This is a genomic window from Enterococcus rotai, from assembly GCF_001465345.1.
Lineage (GTDB): Bacteria > Bacillota > Bacilli > Lactobacillales > Enterococcaceae > Enterococcus_L > Enterococcus_L rotai.
The window spans coordinates 335,670-351,867 of the sequence record NZ_CP013655.1 but is presented as its reverse complement, the minus strand read 5'-3'; the positions used below and the strand labels follow the sequence as shown (position 1 = coordinate 351,867).

Annotated in this window: 16 protein-coding genes; 12 read left to right on the top strand and 4 right to left on the bottom strand. The window is 35.7% G+C overall.

All coding sequences use genetic code 11. The annotated features are described in order from the left end of the window. Positions 1 to 124 precede the first annotated feature (124 nt). The 7 genes from mltG to ATZ35_RS01630 all read left to right on the top strand — a co-directional run bounded on the left by mltG (position 125) and on the right by ATZ35_RS01630 (position 6,237). Positions 125 to 1,567, top strand: a complete 1,443-nt coding sequence (gene mltG, locus ATZ35_RS01660; RefSeq protein ID WP_208928927.1) for an endolytic transglycosylase MltG — start codon at positions 125 to 127, stop codon at positions 1,565 to 1,567. A 257-nt stretch (positions 1,568 to 1,824) separates the two neighbouring features. Continuing rightward, entirely contained in the window at positions 1,825 to 2,298 is a 474-nt protein-coding gene (gene greA, locus ATZ35_RS01655; RefSeq protein WP_086278610.1) for a transcription elongation factor GreA, read from the top strand. Between the two features lie 200 nt (positions 2,299 to 2,498). Beyond that, positions 2,499 to 3,230, top strand: coding sequence for a cell wall-active antibiotics response protein LiaF (gene liaF, locus ATZ35_RS01650; protein ID WP_086278611.1), 732 nt, complete (start codon positions 2,499 to 2,501; stop codon positions 3,228 to 3,230). Next, positions 3,227 to 4,330, top strand: coding sequence for a sensor histidine kinase (locus ATZ35_RS01645; protein ID WP_208928924.1), 1,104 nt, complete (start codon positions 3,227 to 3,229; stop codon positions 4,328 to 4,330). The genes liaF and ATZ35_RS01645 overlap by 4 nt, the downstream gene beginning before the upstream one ends. Next, entirely contained in the window at positions 4,305 to 4,937 is a 633-nt protein-coding gene (locus ATZ35_RS01640) for a response regulator (RefSeq protein ID WP_069639069.1), read from the top strand. The genes ATZ35_RS01645 and ATZ35_RS01640 overlap by 26 nt, the downstream gene beginning before the upstream one ends. Before the next feature lie 169 nt (positions 4,938 to 5,106). Next, a complete protein-coding gene (locus tag ATZ35_RS01635) occupies positions 5,107 to 5,772 on the top strand; it encodes a potassium channel family protein (RefSeq protein ID WP_069639070.1) in 666 nt (221 codons plus the stop codon). Positions 5,773 to 5,925: 153 nt separating this feature from the next. Continuing rightward, positions 5,926 to 6,237, top strand: a complete 312-nt coding sequence (locus ATZ35_RS01630) for a HesB/YadR/YfhF family protein (RefSeq protein WP_086278613.1) — start codon at positions 5,926 to 5,928, stop codon at positions 6,235 to 6,237. Between the two features lie 181 nt (positions 6,238 to 6,418). Here ATZ35_RS01630 and ATZ35_RS01625 read toward each other — a convergent pair whose 3' ends face one another. Beyond that, positions 6,419 to 7,906: a helix-turn-helix domain-containing protein gene (locus tag ATZ35_RS01625; protein WP_208928922.1), complete on the bottom strand. Its 1,488-nt coding sequence runs from the start codon at positions 7,904 to 7,906 to the stop codon at positions 6,419 to 6,421. Positions 7,907 to 8,303: 397 nt separating this feature from the next. On the opposite strand from ATZ35_RS01625, the gene ATZ35_RS01620 reads away from it, so the two are divergent. Then, positions 8,304 to 9,242, top strand: a complete 939-nt coding sequence (locus ATZ35_RS01620; RefSeq protein WP_208928920.1) for a glycosyltransferase family 2 protein — start codon at positions 8,304 to 8,306, stop codon at positions 9,240 to 9,242. A gap of 58 nt (positions 9,243 to 9,300) precedes the next feature. On the opposite strand, the gene ATZ35_RS01615 is transcribed toward ATZ35_RS01620, so the two are convergent. From ATZ35_RS01615 to ATZ35_RS01605, 3 genes are all read right to left on the bottom strand, one after another. Continuing rightward, positions 9,301 to 10,263: a phosphoglycerate dehydrogenase gene (locus ATZ35_RS01615; protein ID WP_208928918.1), complete on the bottom strand. Its 963-nt coding sequence runs from the start codon at positions 10,261 to 10,263 to the stop codon at positions 9,301 to 9,303. Between the two features lie 96 nt (positions 10,264 to 10,359). Continuing rightward, complete coding sequence (gene ispG / locus ATZ35_RS01610; protein WP_208928916.1) at positions 10,360 to 11,451, bottom strand: flavodoxin-dependent (E)-4-hydroxy-3-methylbut-2-enyl-diphosphate synthase; 1,092 nt, start codon at positions 11,449 to 11,451, stop codon at positions 10,360 to 10,362. A gap of 146 nt (positions 11,452 to 11,597) precedes the next feature. Beyond that, complete coding sequence (locus tag ATZ35_RS01605) at positions 11,598 to 12,410, bottom strand: DUF1189 domain-containing protein (protein ID WP_208928914.1); 813 nt, start codon at positions 12,408 to 12,410, stop codon at positions 11,598 to 11,600. Positions 12,411 to 12,576: 166 nt separating this feature from the next. Between ATZ35_RS01605 and ATZ35_RS01600 the strand changes: the two genes are divergently transcribed. The 4 genes from ATZ35_RS01600 (at position 12,577) to ATZ35_RS01585 (ending at position 16,193) form a co-directional block, all read left to right on the top strand. After that, positions 12,577 to 13,185 (top strand): superoxide dismutase, encoded by a 609-nt coding sequence (locus ATZ35_RS01600; RefSeq protein ID WP_208928912.1) that lies wholly within the window; start codon positions 12,577 to 12,579, stop codon positions 13,183 to 13,185. Positions 13,186 to 13,318: 133 nt separating this feature from the next. Beyond that, positions 13,319 to 14,293 carry a diaminopimelate epimerase gene (dapF, locus tag ATZ35_RS01595; RefSeq protein ID WP_208928910.1) on the top strand — a complete coding sequence of 325 codons (975 nt, stop codon included), beginning with the start codon at positions 13,319 to 13,321 and terminating at the stop codon, positions 14,291 to 14,293. An 80-nt stretch (positions 14,294 to 14,373) separates the two neighbouring features. Then, the gene (locus ATZ35_RS01590; RefSeq protein WP_208928908.1) at positions 14,374 to 15,210 is read left to right on the top strand and encodes a hypothetical protein; all 837 of its coding nucleotides are present in this window, start codon (positions 14,374 to 14,376) and stop codon (positions 15,208 to 15,210) included. Positions 15,211 to 15,356: 146 nt separating this feature from the next. Then, positions 15,357 to 16,193: a YveK family protein gene (locus ATZ35_RS01585; RefSeq protein WP_208928905.1), complete on the top strand. Its 837-nt coding sequence runs from the start codon at positions 15,357 to 15,359 to the stop codon at positions 16,191 to 16,193. Positions 16,194 to 16,198 lie beyond the last annotated feature (5 nt).

The window sequence follows — 16,198 nt, the reverse complement described above, 5'->3', positions numbered from 1 at the left end:
ATTAAATATAAAACAAATCTTACAAGTTAGTGTCTTTTCTCTAAAAAAGTTTAAATTTAAAAAGCTTTCATGTATAATAGTTAAAGTTAAAGAAGATACATAGAGAAAGTAAGGAGGATTTGTTTTGGCAGAAGATAACCAAAATAATCAAGATCATTCCAATTCTTCATTTAAAGATCAGGTCTTGCGTTCTTTGCGAGGAGAAGAAATAGGTAATGATGATTCAGCTTCTTCTGAACACAATGCTCAGAACTTATCACAGCATAATGAAGCAGAATATAATAGAACATATCGTTCTCAAGCTAATGATCAAGAAGAACCAATAAAACTAGATGAGGAGATGCATTCAGTAGGCTCGCGCAGTGCTGATCATCATTCTAAACGAGTTGAACCGACAGAGACAGGCGGACAGCCGGAATCAAGTAACAGTAATCAAAACAATGAGAATGATAATGGCAACAAACGAACTAGAAAAAGAGAAGATCGAATCGTTAGTCGAATCGTATTGATAGTGGCTTCAGTTCTAATATTGGTCATTGCGATTTTTGGTTTTACTTTTTATAAATATGTTAATGCAGGCCTACAGCCGCTTGACAAAAAAAATACCAAACTAGTTCAAGTGCATATTCCAGAAGATTCATCTAATAAAAAAATCGCAAATATTTTAGAAGACAGTAAAGTAATTAAAAGTGGCCTAGTATTCAACTACTATGCAAAATTTAAAAACTTAACTGATTTTCAAGCAGGTTATTACCAAATGGCACCGGATATGACATTGGATGAGATTGGAGCACTTTTAAGAGAAGGTGGAACTGCTGAACCTACACAGCTTGCTGATGGAAAAGTAACCATTCCAGAAGGTTTTGATATTGATAAGATCGGTGATGCAATCGAGAAAAACACCGATTTCAAGAAAACTCAATTTATAGAACTGATGAAGGATCAAGCTTTCTTTGATAAGATGAAGGAGAAATATCCTGAACTATTAGCAAGTGCGGCTGAAGCAAGCGGCGTTCGTTACCGTTTGGAAGGTTACTTATTCCCAGCGACTTATGATTACTACAAGGATGCAAAATTAGAAGACTTTGTTGATCAAATGATCGCAAAATCAAATAGTGTGATCGAACCATACATTCCAATGATCCATGCAAAAGGAATGACGATCCAACAAGTGTTATCTTTAGCTTCTTTAGTTGAAAAAGAGGGTGTGAGAGAAGAAGATCGCAAAAAAATTGCTCAAGTCTTCTTTAATCGAATTGCGGCAAATATGCCATTACAATCAGATATTTCTATTTTGTACGCGTTGGGAGAACATAAAGAAGTAGTGACATATAAAGATTTAGAAGTAGATTCACCATATAATCTTTATAAAAATACTGGCTATGGTCCAGGACCGTTCAACAGTCCAAGTGAACAAGCAATCAACGCTGTTTTAAACCCAATAGCAAACGATTTCCTTTACTTTGTTGCCGACATTTCAACAGGCAATGTCTATTTTGCGGAGACGTATGAGCAACACCAAGAATTTGTAGATAAATATGTTAATAAAACAGAAAAAAGTGAATAGCCTTTAGTTTTGCGTATTCTATTACGAGCCAACCTATAAATTAGGCGGCTCGTTTCGCTTTACTATGGAAACCCAGGGTACAATATAAAAATACAAGCAAAGCGCAGACTGTAAAAAAATTCTAGGAGATTTATAAAAATTAAGGGAATATTATTTACAATTTGCTTAAAGCGTGGTACTCTTTTCTGGATTGAAAGCGGAATTTTTCAATGAAAATGAAATAAAATATTGTAGTAAGTTAAGAAGGAGAAATTAACATGGTAGAAAAAGTATTTCCTATGACACTTGAAGGAAAAGAAAAATTAGAACAAGAATTAGAAGAGCTAAAAACAGTTAAACGAAAAGAAATCGTTGAACGTATAAAAATCGCAAGAAGCTTTGGTGATCTATCTGAAAACTCTGAGTATGAGTCAGCTAAAGATGAACAAGCTTTTGTAGAAGGACGTATCACAACATTAGAAAACATGATTCGTTTTGCGCAGATCATTGATAATGGTGGCGTTGATTCAGATGAAGTGTCAATCGGAAAAACGGTGACATTTATCGAATTGCCTGATGGCGATGAAGAAGAATATACGATTGTTGGGAGTGCGGAAGCAGATCCTTTTTCTGGTAAAATTTCAAATGACTCACCGATTGCCCAAGCGTTGATTGGCAAACGATTGAATGACCAAGTTGCAATCGCAACTCCTGGTGGAGATATGCAAGTAAGAATCACAAAAGTTGGCTAACAAAGCAGTTGATAAAAACAAAGGGCAGGACAAAGCTACCATTAGTTTTGACTTGCCCTTTAAACCTGAATAAAGAGCGGGATGCACCGTTTATTCTATTAAAAATTAGGGCTAAAGTCCTATAGTAAAATGGGGCTTTAGCAACTAACATTAATAGGGGAATCACGGTATACTGATTTCATAGGAAGGGGGATTATCATATGAAGAACCCATGGCGTTTTTTTATCGTAGTAGAATCATTACTTTTTATATTGGCATTATGGCAAATTATACATAACCCAGGTCTGGCAGTACTGTTAGTATTGGGTATCTTAAGTGCTGTTTATGCACTAAAAAAGGTTCATCGTAGTAATTTTAATAATTTTCAACTTGTCTTGGGGATTATCTTGATTTTGATTGGCGTCATGAATAGTCCTGCATTTTGGTTGATGCTAGTCTTTGGTGTTTTATTTATTGGCTTAAAGGGTGTAGAAATCGCAGGTGTTGACATTACACAACGTGCACCATGGAGAAAGAAACAAATGATCATGGTAGAAACGACCAATGTTGAACCTAAAAGCGGTCGTCGTTTCAAACGCTCGTGGTTTGCGAATGAACGTATTGGCAGTAACGTGTACGAATGGGATGATATCAATATTGATGTCCTTTCTGGCGATACGATTGTTGATTTAGGCAACACATTACTCCCTAAAGATGACAGCATCATTATTATTCGCAAAGGCTTCGGTCGTACAAGGATTTTAGTTCCACTAGGAGTTGCAGTAATGTTAGAACATTCAACTTTCTATGGAAATGTGAACTTTGAAGAAGAAAAATACCATTTGAAAAACGAGTCATTAAAGGTTTATAGCAATGATTTTGATACGAATAACCGTCGCCTGAAAATCATCACAAATACGTTAGTCGGAGACCTTGAGGTGATTCGCGTATGATGGGTAAAATTTCTCGACAAATGCTCTCTTTGTATGCTGCTTGTAGTACGTTTATCGTGGTTTTACTGACACTATTTTCTTATTTTCATTCGATCAAACAGAAGAACTGGATGTTGGAACTAATTCAAAGGAAAGTATTTTACATTCCTTTGATTTTTCACATGATTTTGATTTCACTTTTAGTTGGATTATCGACCTTTTTACTCGTATCTATTGTACAAAAGGCACAATATGGTAGAATTGAAGAAAAACTTAGATTGTTGGCAAGAGGTAGCTATGAAAGTCCCGCAATTTCCAAAAGTGTACCACATGCCAGTAATGATCAATATATTGGTGAAGTCGACCAAGATATTTTGAAAATCAGAACGAAATTATTGGAAATGTCCAAGGAACTGCAATTATTGAATAGTCGTCCTCAAATAATGGATGGAGAGACCAAGGAAGAAATTTTAGAAGCAGAACGACATCGATTGGCAAGGGAGCTGCATGATTCTGTTAGTCAGCAACTATTTGCTGCGATGATGATGTTGTCTGCGTTAAACGAGCAAGCACAGCGTAGTGAAACACCTGAGCTATTCCGCAAGCAATTAGTCACTGTTACAGACATTATCAATGCCTCTCAGTCAGAGATGCGTGCATTATTACTTCACTTACGTCCAGTAAGCTTAGAAGGAAAAAGCTTACGTAAAGGGATCGAGCAATTATTGAGAGAACTGCAAACAAAAATTAAAATCGAACTAACTTGGGATGTTGAAGATGTTCGTTTGAATAATAGCATTGAAGATCACTTATTTAGAATCGTTCAAGAGCTGTTGTCCAATACGCTTCGCCATGCTAAAGCGAAGGAACTTGAAGTCTACCTTCACCAAGTCGACAAAAATGTCTTACTACGTTTAGTAGATGATGGTGTTGGTTTTGATATGAATGAACAAGATAATAAAGCCGGAAGCTACGGCTTGAAAAATATTCGTGAGCGTGTAGCTGGCATGGGTGGTATCGTTAAGATCATCAGTTTTAAAGGACAAGGAACAAGTGTTGAAATCAAAGTACCTGTAATAAAGGAGGACATAACAAGTGATCAAAGTAATGTTAGTGGATGACCATGAAATGGTACGATTAGGCGTATCCTCTTATTTATCGATTCAAGAAGATATTGAAGTAGTTGGGGAAGCTGAAAATGGCCAAATTGGGTATGAAAAAGCGTTAGAACTTCGACCAGATGTGATTTTAATGGATCTTGTCATGGATGTCATGGATGGAATAGAGTCGACCAAAGCTATTTTAAAAGACTGGCCACAAGCCCGTATCATCATTGTGACAAGCTTTATTGACGATGAAAAAGTTTATCCGGCAATTGAAGCTGGCGCCGCAGGCTACTTATTGAAGACTTCAACTGCACATGAAATTGCCAATGCCATTCGAGCAATTGCTAGAGGAGAACGTGTTTTAGAACCTGAAGTCACAACAAAAATGATGGAACGCTTGACGAAAAAACAAGAACCTGTTTTACATGAAGATTTGACAAATCGTGAACATGAGATATTGATGTTGATCGCTAAAGGGCGTAGTAATCAAGAAATCGCAGATGAATTGTTTATTACGTTAAAAACAGTTAAGACCCATGTGTCGAATATTCTAGCCAAACTAGATGTTGAAGACCGCACACAGGCGGCTATTTATGCGTTTCAGCATGGATTAGCAAAATAGAAAAATGATCCTTGTGGATGAGATAAACTGTACACGTTTGTCTTGTTCACCTTTTTTTTTATGAACATGTGGTTAATTACTTCAGTAGAAAACTAGTCTGTTTCTGTTCAATTGTTTATCGGTTTGTTATACTTAACTTAAATTTAATTCAACGCTAGGAGAAGTAAAGATGAAGCAAAATTTTGCAATTATTGGTCTAGGAAGATTTGGTGGCAGTATTTGTCAAACGTTGATCGAGTCAGGTCAAGAAGTTTTAGCTATTGATAGTAATGAAGATCGAGTCAATGAATATATGAATATCGCAACGCATGCAGTCGTGGCGAATGCACAAGATGAAGCAACTTTGCGATCTTTAGGAATTCGTAATTTTGATCATGTTGTTGTAGCGATTGGTGAGGACATCCAAGCAAGTATTTTGGTAACGTTGATGGTTAAAGAAATGGGTGTACCAAATGTTTTAGCGAAAGCTGTTAATGAATACCACGCGAGAGTATTAGAAAAAATAGGCGCTGATTTAGTGGTCCACCCTGAACGGGATATGGGGATCAGAGTTGCACATAAATTAGTGTCCAGAAATATTTTAGATTATATCGAATTATCAAATGAAGTATCATTAGCAGAAGTTCGTGTATCGAATCCAAAATTTTATGGCAAAACCTTGGGAGATTTAAATTTTCGCCAGCGATTTGGTTTGACGGTCGTAGCGATTAGACGTTCAAAATCCGAAGTGATTGCCTCGCCAGCAGCAGAAGAGATGGTTAGAGAAAACGATAATTTATTAGTTGTTGGTGAAACAGATGATGTCGATCTATTAGATGAAAAAATGAATGAGTAAGCTCAAGCACTTTATTCTCTGAATAGCAGACTTTATGCTAAAATGACAAGTGTGGTATGCAGGACAGTCGCAACTGAAAATAAACGATGATTTTTATCTTTTTTTAGAGACTAGATGAACTTGCTATGCTTTTACGTTAGGAGGAAAGTAACAATGAAATTAACGATTACACCGCGTGCACAACAATGGTTTAAAGAGGAAGTTGGTGTTACTTCAGATAGTGGTATTCGCTTTTATGGTAAAATTTACGGTAAAACAGACGTTCATGAAGGTTTTTCAATAGCGATGTCTGTAGAAGCACCAGATCAGCCATTAGTCAAAGAGGAGATCGATGGGATCACTTACTTTATCGAAGAGACAGATGATTGGTTTTTTAAAGGGTATGATTTATTAGTAGATTATGATGAAGAGAAAGACGAACCCAAATATAAATTTGCTGAAAATAAAGAGGATTTAAAACAATAGATCGTCTAGAGTAAAAAGGTTAGGATAGAAGCATTTAGTTCCGATAAATAAGCCGGCATTCACAAAAAATGTTCTTCAAACTTTTGTGAATGCTGGCTTATTTTTGAAGCCTATACCCTGACATGTTTCATGCGTAGAAGTTAAGGAGATCGAAACAAAGTGTAATGACTGCTTCTGCTTATCAACCAGCTAAAGTAGTTGTTTTTTCTGTATATCTTTGATGCAAAGTGTCAATAAGTCCGACTTGATAATCTAATGCAGGAGACAATGGGATGATTTGGAAGTTACCATTTTGTTTTATTTTATCAGGTAATAAAAGCTTCGACGCTGCTATGTAAAAATCGTATTTTTCATCTGAAGTCGAAGAAACAAATGAGACAGAAATAAAAGAAATCTGTTCTAAAAAATCATAAAGAGATTGTAGAAAAATAGCATTGGGTGACAGAATGATTCCAACAGTCAAATGATATTTCGGATTACTCCGTTCATAATAAGGTAACAATAAAAATGAACAAATATAGACTAAATCTTCTATACAATTACTTATCCAGGCAAACTCTGGAAGCAAAATAATCTCTTTTAAAAACTCTCTAACTTTTGTTGCAAGAGGAGTATATAAAGGATTCTGCTCTTTGATATATGTTTCCATAAAGTTGATAGATAGTGGTAGTGAGTCTTTTAAGACAGAATGATTGAGACACGTTGTAAAAATATTAATATTCAACAATTCTTTTTCATGAGTAGAAAGTTTTCTCTCTGAAAATAAAGGCTGATAAAAAACTTCAAAACGTTCGATCAAACTACCTAGAGGTTGCTGTTCACTATTCATATACTCTTTTACATAGCTGATTCTAGGGTCATCCGCATAAAAATAAATATTCCAATAAAACATCATAAATGAAAGAAATGTCGTTTCTCGTTCGATAAAATGTTGAGGAACGTTTAAATTCTCCAGTTTTTTTATAAAGGACTTACTTGTTTTTGGGAAGACTAGTTGTTTAAATGGAGGTTCAATAATGAAATGCTTTTTTTGAATTCGTAATTGAGAAATGGTCGTTAATAAGTACCATTCTCTAGGTTCTGCATAGGTCATCCATTGATGATCTTCAGGGTCAAATAAATCAAAGCCTCTTTTGGTTTCATCAAGTGCTAAAAAGAGATCTTCCCCATAAGAGGCGATCCAAAAAAAATTCAAATAAACAATTCGGATCAAGTTTTCTTTTCCAGTCATCTGAAGCTTTGAGCAATTTAATTGTATGTCAAAATCTTTCAAATAATTGATCAATGGTTGAAGCCTGCGAATAATAGAAGCACGACTAATGAAGTGATCTCTACAAAAGTGTTCGATTGTGTAACTTTTTTCTAAAATAGTTGCAAGTAAAAATCGGTAAGGTAAACTTTTACGAAATAAAAACTGTGAATATGGAATATCTCGTAATTTTGATAGATCAATATGTACTTTTCCTTGATCGGTTAGTAACTCCAGCCCTTGCTTTTCCATAAGATCATTATGGATTTCAGTAAATAAAGAATTTAAACGAGCGTAGGAAAAATCTGTGAATTGTTCAAAATAATGAACACTGTATGTACCATCTGCAGTAACTAATAATTGATTAAAAACACTGATCTTGCGCTGCGCAACATCATCTAACAAAATGTCTTCTAGCATATGTAGTCTCCTTTGAGTAATAAATTATTAAAAGTTATATAGTTCACAAAAAAAAGATATATTTTGGGTGAAAAAATATTTACTCTCTATATAATAACCATTTAAACTGTTAATTACAATTAGAAATTAAACAAAAATAAAAAATGTAACAATTATTTAAAGTTACATTAATATTTAATATCAATCTTTGTATGCTTTATATTATAAGGTTTTTGTTTGTTTTTATTTTGTATAATTAAAAAATATGTGTTATTTATACTCGTAAATTTTGTTTTTTGGCAGCTATCTTTTTAAGAAAGATCGTTAATTAGAATGAATCGATTTATGCACATTTTTTTATTAATCTGTCATAGATGTATGTTATAATCAACAAAGAATATTTTTTGGAGGAAAATTCATGTTATCGATTATCGTTCCTTGTTATAACGAAGAGGAGTCAATTCCATTGTTTTTTGATGAAGTGGAAAAAGTAAATTCACAAATTCAACATGAGATAGAATACATATTTATTAACGACGGGTCGAAAGACCAAACATTAAATACATTGAGAAAATTATACAAAGAGCATCCTGAAAAAGTTCGTTATCTTTCTTTTTCAAGAAATTTTGGAAAAGAGGCTGGATTGTATGCAGGGTTAAAGGAGGCCAAGGGCAACCTAGTCACGGTTATGGATGTGGACTTGCAAGATCCTCCTGAATTATTACCCAAAATGATCCAGATGCTAGAGGCAAATAAGGAATTAGACTGCATTGGTACAAGACGCGGTGATCGAGAGGGGGAGCCGGCGATTCGCAGCTTTTTTGCTAAGATGTTTTATCGATTAGTCAATAAGATTGGCGAAACGGAGATGGTTGACGGGGCTAGAGATTTTCGTCTAATGACGCGTCAAATGGTAGATGCAATTTTAGAATTGACTGAGTATAATCGGTTTTCAAAAGGAATTTTTAGCTGGGTTGGTTTTAATACGGAATATCTTTCTTACGAGAATCGCGAACGAGTGGCTGGAGCAACCTCGTGGTCTTTTTGGAGCTTGCTAAGTTATTCGATTGATGGGATTGTCAATTTTTCAGAGGCACCGTTAAATTTAGCCTCTTACGTAGGTGCTTTTTCGTGTATGGGGTCAGTCGTTGCGATGTTTATCATTTTCTTTAGAACAATCATCAAAGGGGACCCAACCAGTGGATGGCCGTCAATGGTTTGTATTATTTTGTTTGTTGGCGGATTACAGTTACTTTGCCTAGGGATTATTGGAAAATATATTGGCAAAATCTTCTTGGAAACAAAAAAACGTCCGATTTATCTTGTAAAGGAAACGGAAAAAGATCAACAACAATAAATAAGATGGTAAAAAAAGCAGGATGTCATTCGCTTTTTTACCATCTTTTATTTTAAGTTCAGTATCCTTGGTTTAATGCTACGGCATTTTTGGCTAAAGTGCCATCTTTTAGATAGTGTTTAAGATTTTGAACAAAAATGCTTAATAATTTAGCTTTAAAATCAGGTGTTAAACCTGAAATGTGAGGAGTAATCAATACGTTTTCCATAGTCCATAATGGGCTGCTTTCAGGTAACGGCTCCTCTTCAAAAACGTCTAGTGCTGCAAAACTGAGCTGTTCCGTAACTAATGCATGGATCAAGTCGTTTGTATTAACGGAAGGACCACGTCCAACATTGACAAAGACTGTTCCACGCTTCATTGCAAGAAACATCTGCTCGTTATATAAGTGATAAGTTTCGTCAGTTAAAGGTAGAATATTCACAACAATGTCCATCTCGTTAATGATTCGGCTCATATTTTTATGGGAGTAACACTCGATAAAGCCATCTGTTACATGACCAGAAGTATTGATTCCATAAGTTTGTATCCCCAGACCTTGTGCAAAAGCCGCAAGTTGTTGGCCAATATGTCCAGTTCCGACGATGAGCATTTTTTGTGTAGAGAGTTGTTTATAAGAAATGTTTTGCCTTGTCCAACTTTTTTTAGATTGATTACCGATGCTGGTACGGATACCACGGAACTCAGCAAGTAACACACCTAAAACGTGTTCTGAAATTGAAACGCTATGGATACCACTAGCATTAGATAATAAAATATTTTTTTCGGCAAAACGATTTAGATCATAAGTGTCTACACCAGCTGAAATTGATTGTACCCATTTTAAACGACTTGTCTCTGATGCTAACACCCGAGAGCCCAATTCTTTATCCCAGCCTAGCATGATTTCAATATCATCTTCAACCAGTTGCGGTGATTCTCTTTTGGCATCAATAATGGTGTAATCAGAAGCATTCTGCCTGATCGTTTCCACGTGTTCTTCTTTTAGTTGTTCATAAAGATAGATTATTGGTTGTCCCATGTTGATTCCTCCTCGCTAATCTATTGTAACAAAAATTACTTCAAACAAAAAAAGATTGAACTATAACCGTTTCAATCTTTTTTATGTCATGACTAATTATATTTTTTCTCCCCGAGCATATGCAGCAGCTAGGATATCAACTTCTTTTTTTAATTCATCTACCATGATTTCTTCAGGAACTGTTCGAATGATCTTCCCTTTTTTGAAAAGCATGCCTTTTCCGTTTCCGCCAGCAATGCCAATATCCGCTTCGCGAGCCTCGCCAGGTCCGTTAACAGCACAACCTAAAACGGCCACTTTGATGGGTGCTTTGATTTTTTCGATATACTCTTCAATCTCGTTCGCAATTGGAATTAAATCAATCTCAATTCGTCCACATGTTGGGCAAGAAATTAAGGTTGCTGCATTACTGGCTAAACCGAAAGCCTTTAGCACCTCTTTTGCCACTTTTATTTCTTCTACAGGATCAGCAGACAAAGATACACGACAAGTGTTGCCGATGCCACGGGAAAGTAGTGCGCCAAGTCCAGCAGCAGATTTCATTCCACCAGAGAACTTTGTTCCTGCTTCAGTGATCCCTAAGTGTAGTGGATAATCAAATGTTTGAGAAGCTAAAGTATAGGCGTCAATCGCTAAATTAACATCACTGGCTTTTAGTGAGACGATAATATCATAAAATTCCAGATCTTCAAGGATTTTAATATGTTCCACAGCACTGGCAACCATAGCTTCCACCGTCGGATAACCATATTGTTGCAAAAATTTCTTTTCCAATGAGCCAGCGTTGACACCGATTCTAATAGGGATACTTTTGGCTTTACATGCTGTAACAACTTTTTCTACACGATCCTTGCGTCCGATGTTTCCTGGGTTGATCCGAATTTTATCAACACCTTGGTCAATTGCTTTTAATGCTAAACGATAGTCAAAATGAATATCAGCAACCAAAGGAATCGAAATCTGCTTTTTGATTGCACCTAACGCATCAGCGGCAGCTTCATCCGGAACGGCTACACGAACGATCTGACAGCCGGCTTCTTCCAAGCGTTTGATTTGAGCGACAGTTCCTTCAACGTCATGTGTTTTTGTCGTACACATGCTTTGAATAAATAATTCATCACTTCCACCAATAGTTAAATCGCCAAGCTTCACTTGGCGCGTATTTTTGCGATGGGTCAATTCTCCCATAATTACTTCTCTCCTTAATGACTGTTTTATTTATTTTAGGTCGTACTTTGGACTTGAGCATAATTCATGATCTATCTTATCACATAATTCTAAGTGTGAGAATGTAAGAAATGCTTAAGTTTCGGTTGAATACCTCTGCTTGAGCGCTAAGCTAAAGGAGGTATTTGTCGCTCTTCGTTTCGAAGAGCAAAAAAGAAAATCAATAAAGAAGCGAAAACAATCAAAAAACTATCATCAAAGGATTGGTTGATAAAATGAAGAACACTACTAACTATTACAGGCAATGTTGCGCTATAAGTCGTGATTTTCAAGCAATCTATAAAGCGTAATTTGTACAGGCGAATCTTGCTATAAAGATTTGCTCCAATAGTGATCATAAGTAAATTAATGATCAGGTTGATGAAAGTTGGATATAAAGTGAAAACAAAAACGATTAGCTTTATCCAAAAAGGGACACTAGCTTCATCCAAACCCTGTTTTAAATCTTGACTATTTAAACCATCTAATGCGCCTTTAGCGTAAGGAACTTCAAATTGATTAGCGCCTAATAATGAATCAGCAGCACCTGAGTTTGGTAAAGCGATGACAAATTCATCTTGTAAAAACCCTAAACTAACTGCATTGCCAACCGAATCAGCTGTAACGTCACTAAGCGTACGCTTTCCATCTGGATCAAAAGTAAAAATGATTGAATTTGTTTGGTAAATGAAACCTTCAGCATTACTTGCTGCGTGCAACTTGCCGTTTGTAATTTCAAATTCAGGTAGTTTTGCAGCGATTTTTTGTCCATCATTTTTTATGTCTTGCATAATAGAGAAAATTTGTTTTGTGATTGGCAGAGCAAGAATGATACTTAGGAAAACAACATATAAAATAACTTTCCAAAAGGGCATTTTTTTTGCTTGATTGAGCTCTGTTATCTGAAATAATGAGCGTTTAAATAGAGTGAATGAGTTCATAATTTTTCTCCTGACTTCAAATTAAGTATACACGTCATTTTAAAGGAGTTACCAAGGAAAAACAAGTTTACTCGATTATTGTAAGCAATTACTTTGAAGGTTGCCATAAAATCTGTTATGCTATAAATGTATGAAAATATATACTTAATTATGGAGGGATTTTTTTATGACTTACACTTTACCAGATTTACCTTATGCTTATGATGCATTGGAACCTCATATTGATGTAGAAACAATGCATTTACACCATGACAAACACCACAACACTTATGTGACGAACTTAAATGCAGCAATCGACAAACATCCTGAACTAGGAACTAAATCAGTAGAAGCGTTGATCGCAGATATGGATAGTATCCCTGAAGATATTCGTACAGCAGTGCGTAATAACGGTGGCGGACATGCTAACCATTCATTCTTCTGGGAAATCATGGCACCAAACGCTGGTGGCGCACCAACCGGCGAAATCAAAGAAGCAATCGACGCCGCTTTTGGCAGTTTCGATAAATTAAAAGAAGAATTTAAAACAGCTGCAACTGGCCGCTTTGGTTCAGGTTGGGCATGGTTAGTGTTAAATAACGGCAAACTAGAAGTTACATCAACTCCTAACCAAGACTCACCTTTAATGGACGGTAAAACACCTGTTTTAGGTTTAGATGTTTGGGAACATGCTTACTATCTAAATTACAAAAACGTACGTCCAGATTATATCGATGCATTCTGGAATCTTGTTAATTGGGATGAAGTTAACAAACGCTACGCAGCAGCAAAATAAGCTTAAAAAATATAATTTTTAGAAACTTTTTGAGGAAAACAGTAAAATACACTGTTTTCCTCTTTTTATTTGTGGCATACTAATAGTTAGGAATAATAAAAAATATGATAGAAGAAAGTGAAGGAGTTTTAGTATGGAGATATCGATGCAAAAAGTTCATGGATCTGAAAATGATTTCTTTTTAATAGATGAAACGCAATTAGAACGCCCCTTTACTGATCAAGAAATCGACGAATTGCGGCTGAGTTTATGTGATAGACAAACAGGCTTGCTTAATGGAGCAGATGGATTGTTACTTGTGGAAGATGTAATCGGTGGCGAGTCACTCGCTAAGATGCGTGTAATCAATAGTGACGGAAGTGAAGCAAGCATGTGTGGGAACGGCTTACGGACTGTAGCTAGGTATTTAGCTGAGAAATATGAGCGAGACTCCTTTACTGTGGAAACAATGTTTGCAGATCTTAAAGTGCGCCGAGCACCAAATCTGGCGGAAAAAATAGCGACCTATCAAGTCGAAATTTCACCTGTTCGTTTTGAAGCTGAAGCGATTCCCATGAGAACTAAAAATAATACGATCATCAACGAAGTGATTTCAGAATTATCCAGCGATCTAAAATTTTCCGTGGTAGCAGTACCTAATCCTCATTTAATTGCTTTTGTAGATCATCAAACGCTTATGGGAGATGAATTTGAACGAATAGCAACTTATGTAAATGGCGATAACCCGATTTTTTCTGACGGCATCAATGTAAGCTTTGTAGAGGTTTTAGGGGGAAATAATATTTTTGTCCGAACCTTTGAACGTGGTGTTGGTTTTACTAGTGCTTGTGGAACCGCCATGTGTGCAAGCAGCTTAATGTATGTATTACTGTATGAAGGAGGATTTGGAGATACTATTACTGTCAAAAATACCGGTGGTATGGTAAAAACAGTGGTACATGAAGAAAATTCAGATGGTTATTGGATGGAATTGATTGGAAACGCAACTATTACACATCAATTATCTGGTACATTATCTGATCTCACAGAAGCTCACTTTGAAAAGGTGAACGTAAAAGAGACAACAGAACAAGCAGATTACGAAGTATTTTTAAAATCTATAAAATAAATAATCGACAAATATAGAGGGTTGGTATGTCCGAAATATAAATAGTTCGTTATTTAGGTATGCTTAAAAGGAGTGTAGTAGTGTTAAAATTTGAAGGGTTTGGTAGAGAAAAGGTAAAAAAAATTATTTACATAATTGTAATCATCGGTTCTATTGGTATTTGCTTTTTAGGAATAAGGTCTAATATGGATCAAGAATATCAACGAAAAGTGGACTATGCAAAGTCAACAATAAAGAATGAAACTGCAAAAGTTAAACGGATTGATAAACAGATTCAACAATTATATCAAGATGACCAAGAAGACTTTTTAATGGAACCGATTGATGAGGAGATAGTCAAAAATATTGAAAGAGATATCCGCACTTTGAAAACAGAAGCTGTAGATTTCGGGTTGAAAGAAACGGATTTTTCCAATGAGTTTGTTGAAGTAATTCAAGGTGAACAAGAACTATCAACTAAAATGGCAGACATTGAATATAAAAGAGCCATACAAAAAAAAATAGTGGAGCACATAGTGGAAGCCCCCGTTGATTGGTCGGTAAGTAGTCCTGATGACATTGTTATTAAAGAAACTGCATCGAATGCAGTTATTTCACAGATTCACAATGAAATAACTAAAAATGAAAGTGGTTGGGATAAAGCAATGGTCGCCTGTTTAAATGAGATGGAAGCTCAGGTAAAGCAGTATACTGAATTAAAACAATCAATCACTGCAATGAGCCAGGATGGTGTATTGACAAGTAGTGCGACGATGGAAAATTTCCTTCTCGCTATTAGTCAGCTAGAGCTAATTAAAAATGAAACCTTGAAGCAAGAGCTATCTGATCAAATCGATGTGATTGATGGTCTTCTGGAAAAACAAGCGCTTGGTGTGATAGCGACAACTGGTCAAGAGGAAGTTCTACCAAGTGAATAAAGTGAAGAATATAACAATGGTTAAAATGTAATTATCAATTATTTGGAGAATTCTGCAAATAATTGATAGCGGTTCTTGACATATGACCTTGTAGTTGGTTCATTTAGAATTTATAATTATTTATATGGAGTTAATTGGAGGAAGAAATGGAAGAGACAATCAGTTTACAAGAATTAATCGGAGTATTAAAAAAACATATTGGTTTGATTATTGTTAGTATGTTCTTAGGGTTAGGCGTTGCTGGAATATTAACCTATTTTGTGATTACACCTAAATATAGCTCTCAGGCGCAATTAATCGTACGATTACCGCAAAATGAAACAACCAACGTGAATGATATTAATGGAAACTTGCAAATGATCAACACATATAAAGATTTGATCAAAAGTGACACCGTAATGACTGAAGTACAGCAGCGAATGAAAACGGAGCAAGACAATGATTTGTCTGTGGAAGCTTTAAAAGCCAGTGTATCAGTAAATCAATCGCAAAATTCACAGATGTTTTCGATTGTTTCTAAAGTGACGGACCCGCTTGTAGCCCAAAATATCGCGAATCAAACGGCTTTAGTTTTCCAAGAACAGGCAAAAGATATGCTAAATGTTGATAAGATTACGATTATATCTGCAGCCACAGCAAATATGAATCAAGTTTCACCCAATGATAAAATCAACCTGCTGATTGGACTTGCGGTTGGGATTATGTTTGGTATAGCATTAGCCTTTATTTTAGAACTATTCGATAAAACAATCAAAGATGATAGCTTTGTAGAAGAAGATCTTGGCTTCACTATCTTAGGTGTTGTACCTAATATGACTGCCAAGGAATTGAATGCAAAAGTAATTCGTACCCCATCACCGGTTGAAAAATTTGCTGGTGAGTCTAGAACCGTAAATCGAGAAATACCTAGAACTACAGAAACGCCAAATAGCAAATCAGATACTTCTACGCCACCAATCCGTAGAAGTCGTCCTAGAGTTTAAAGGAG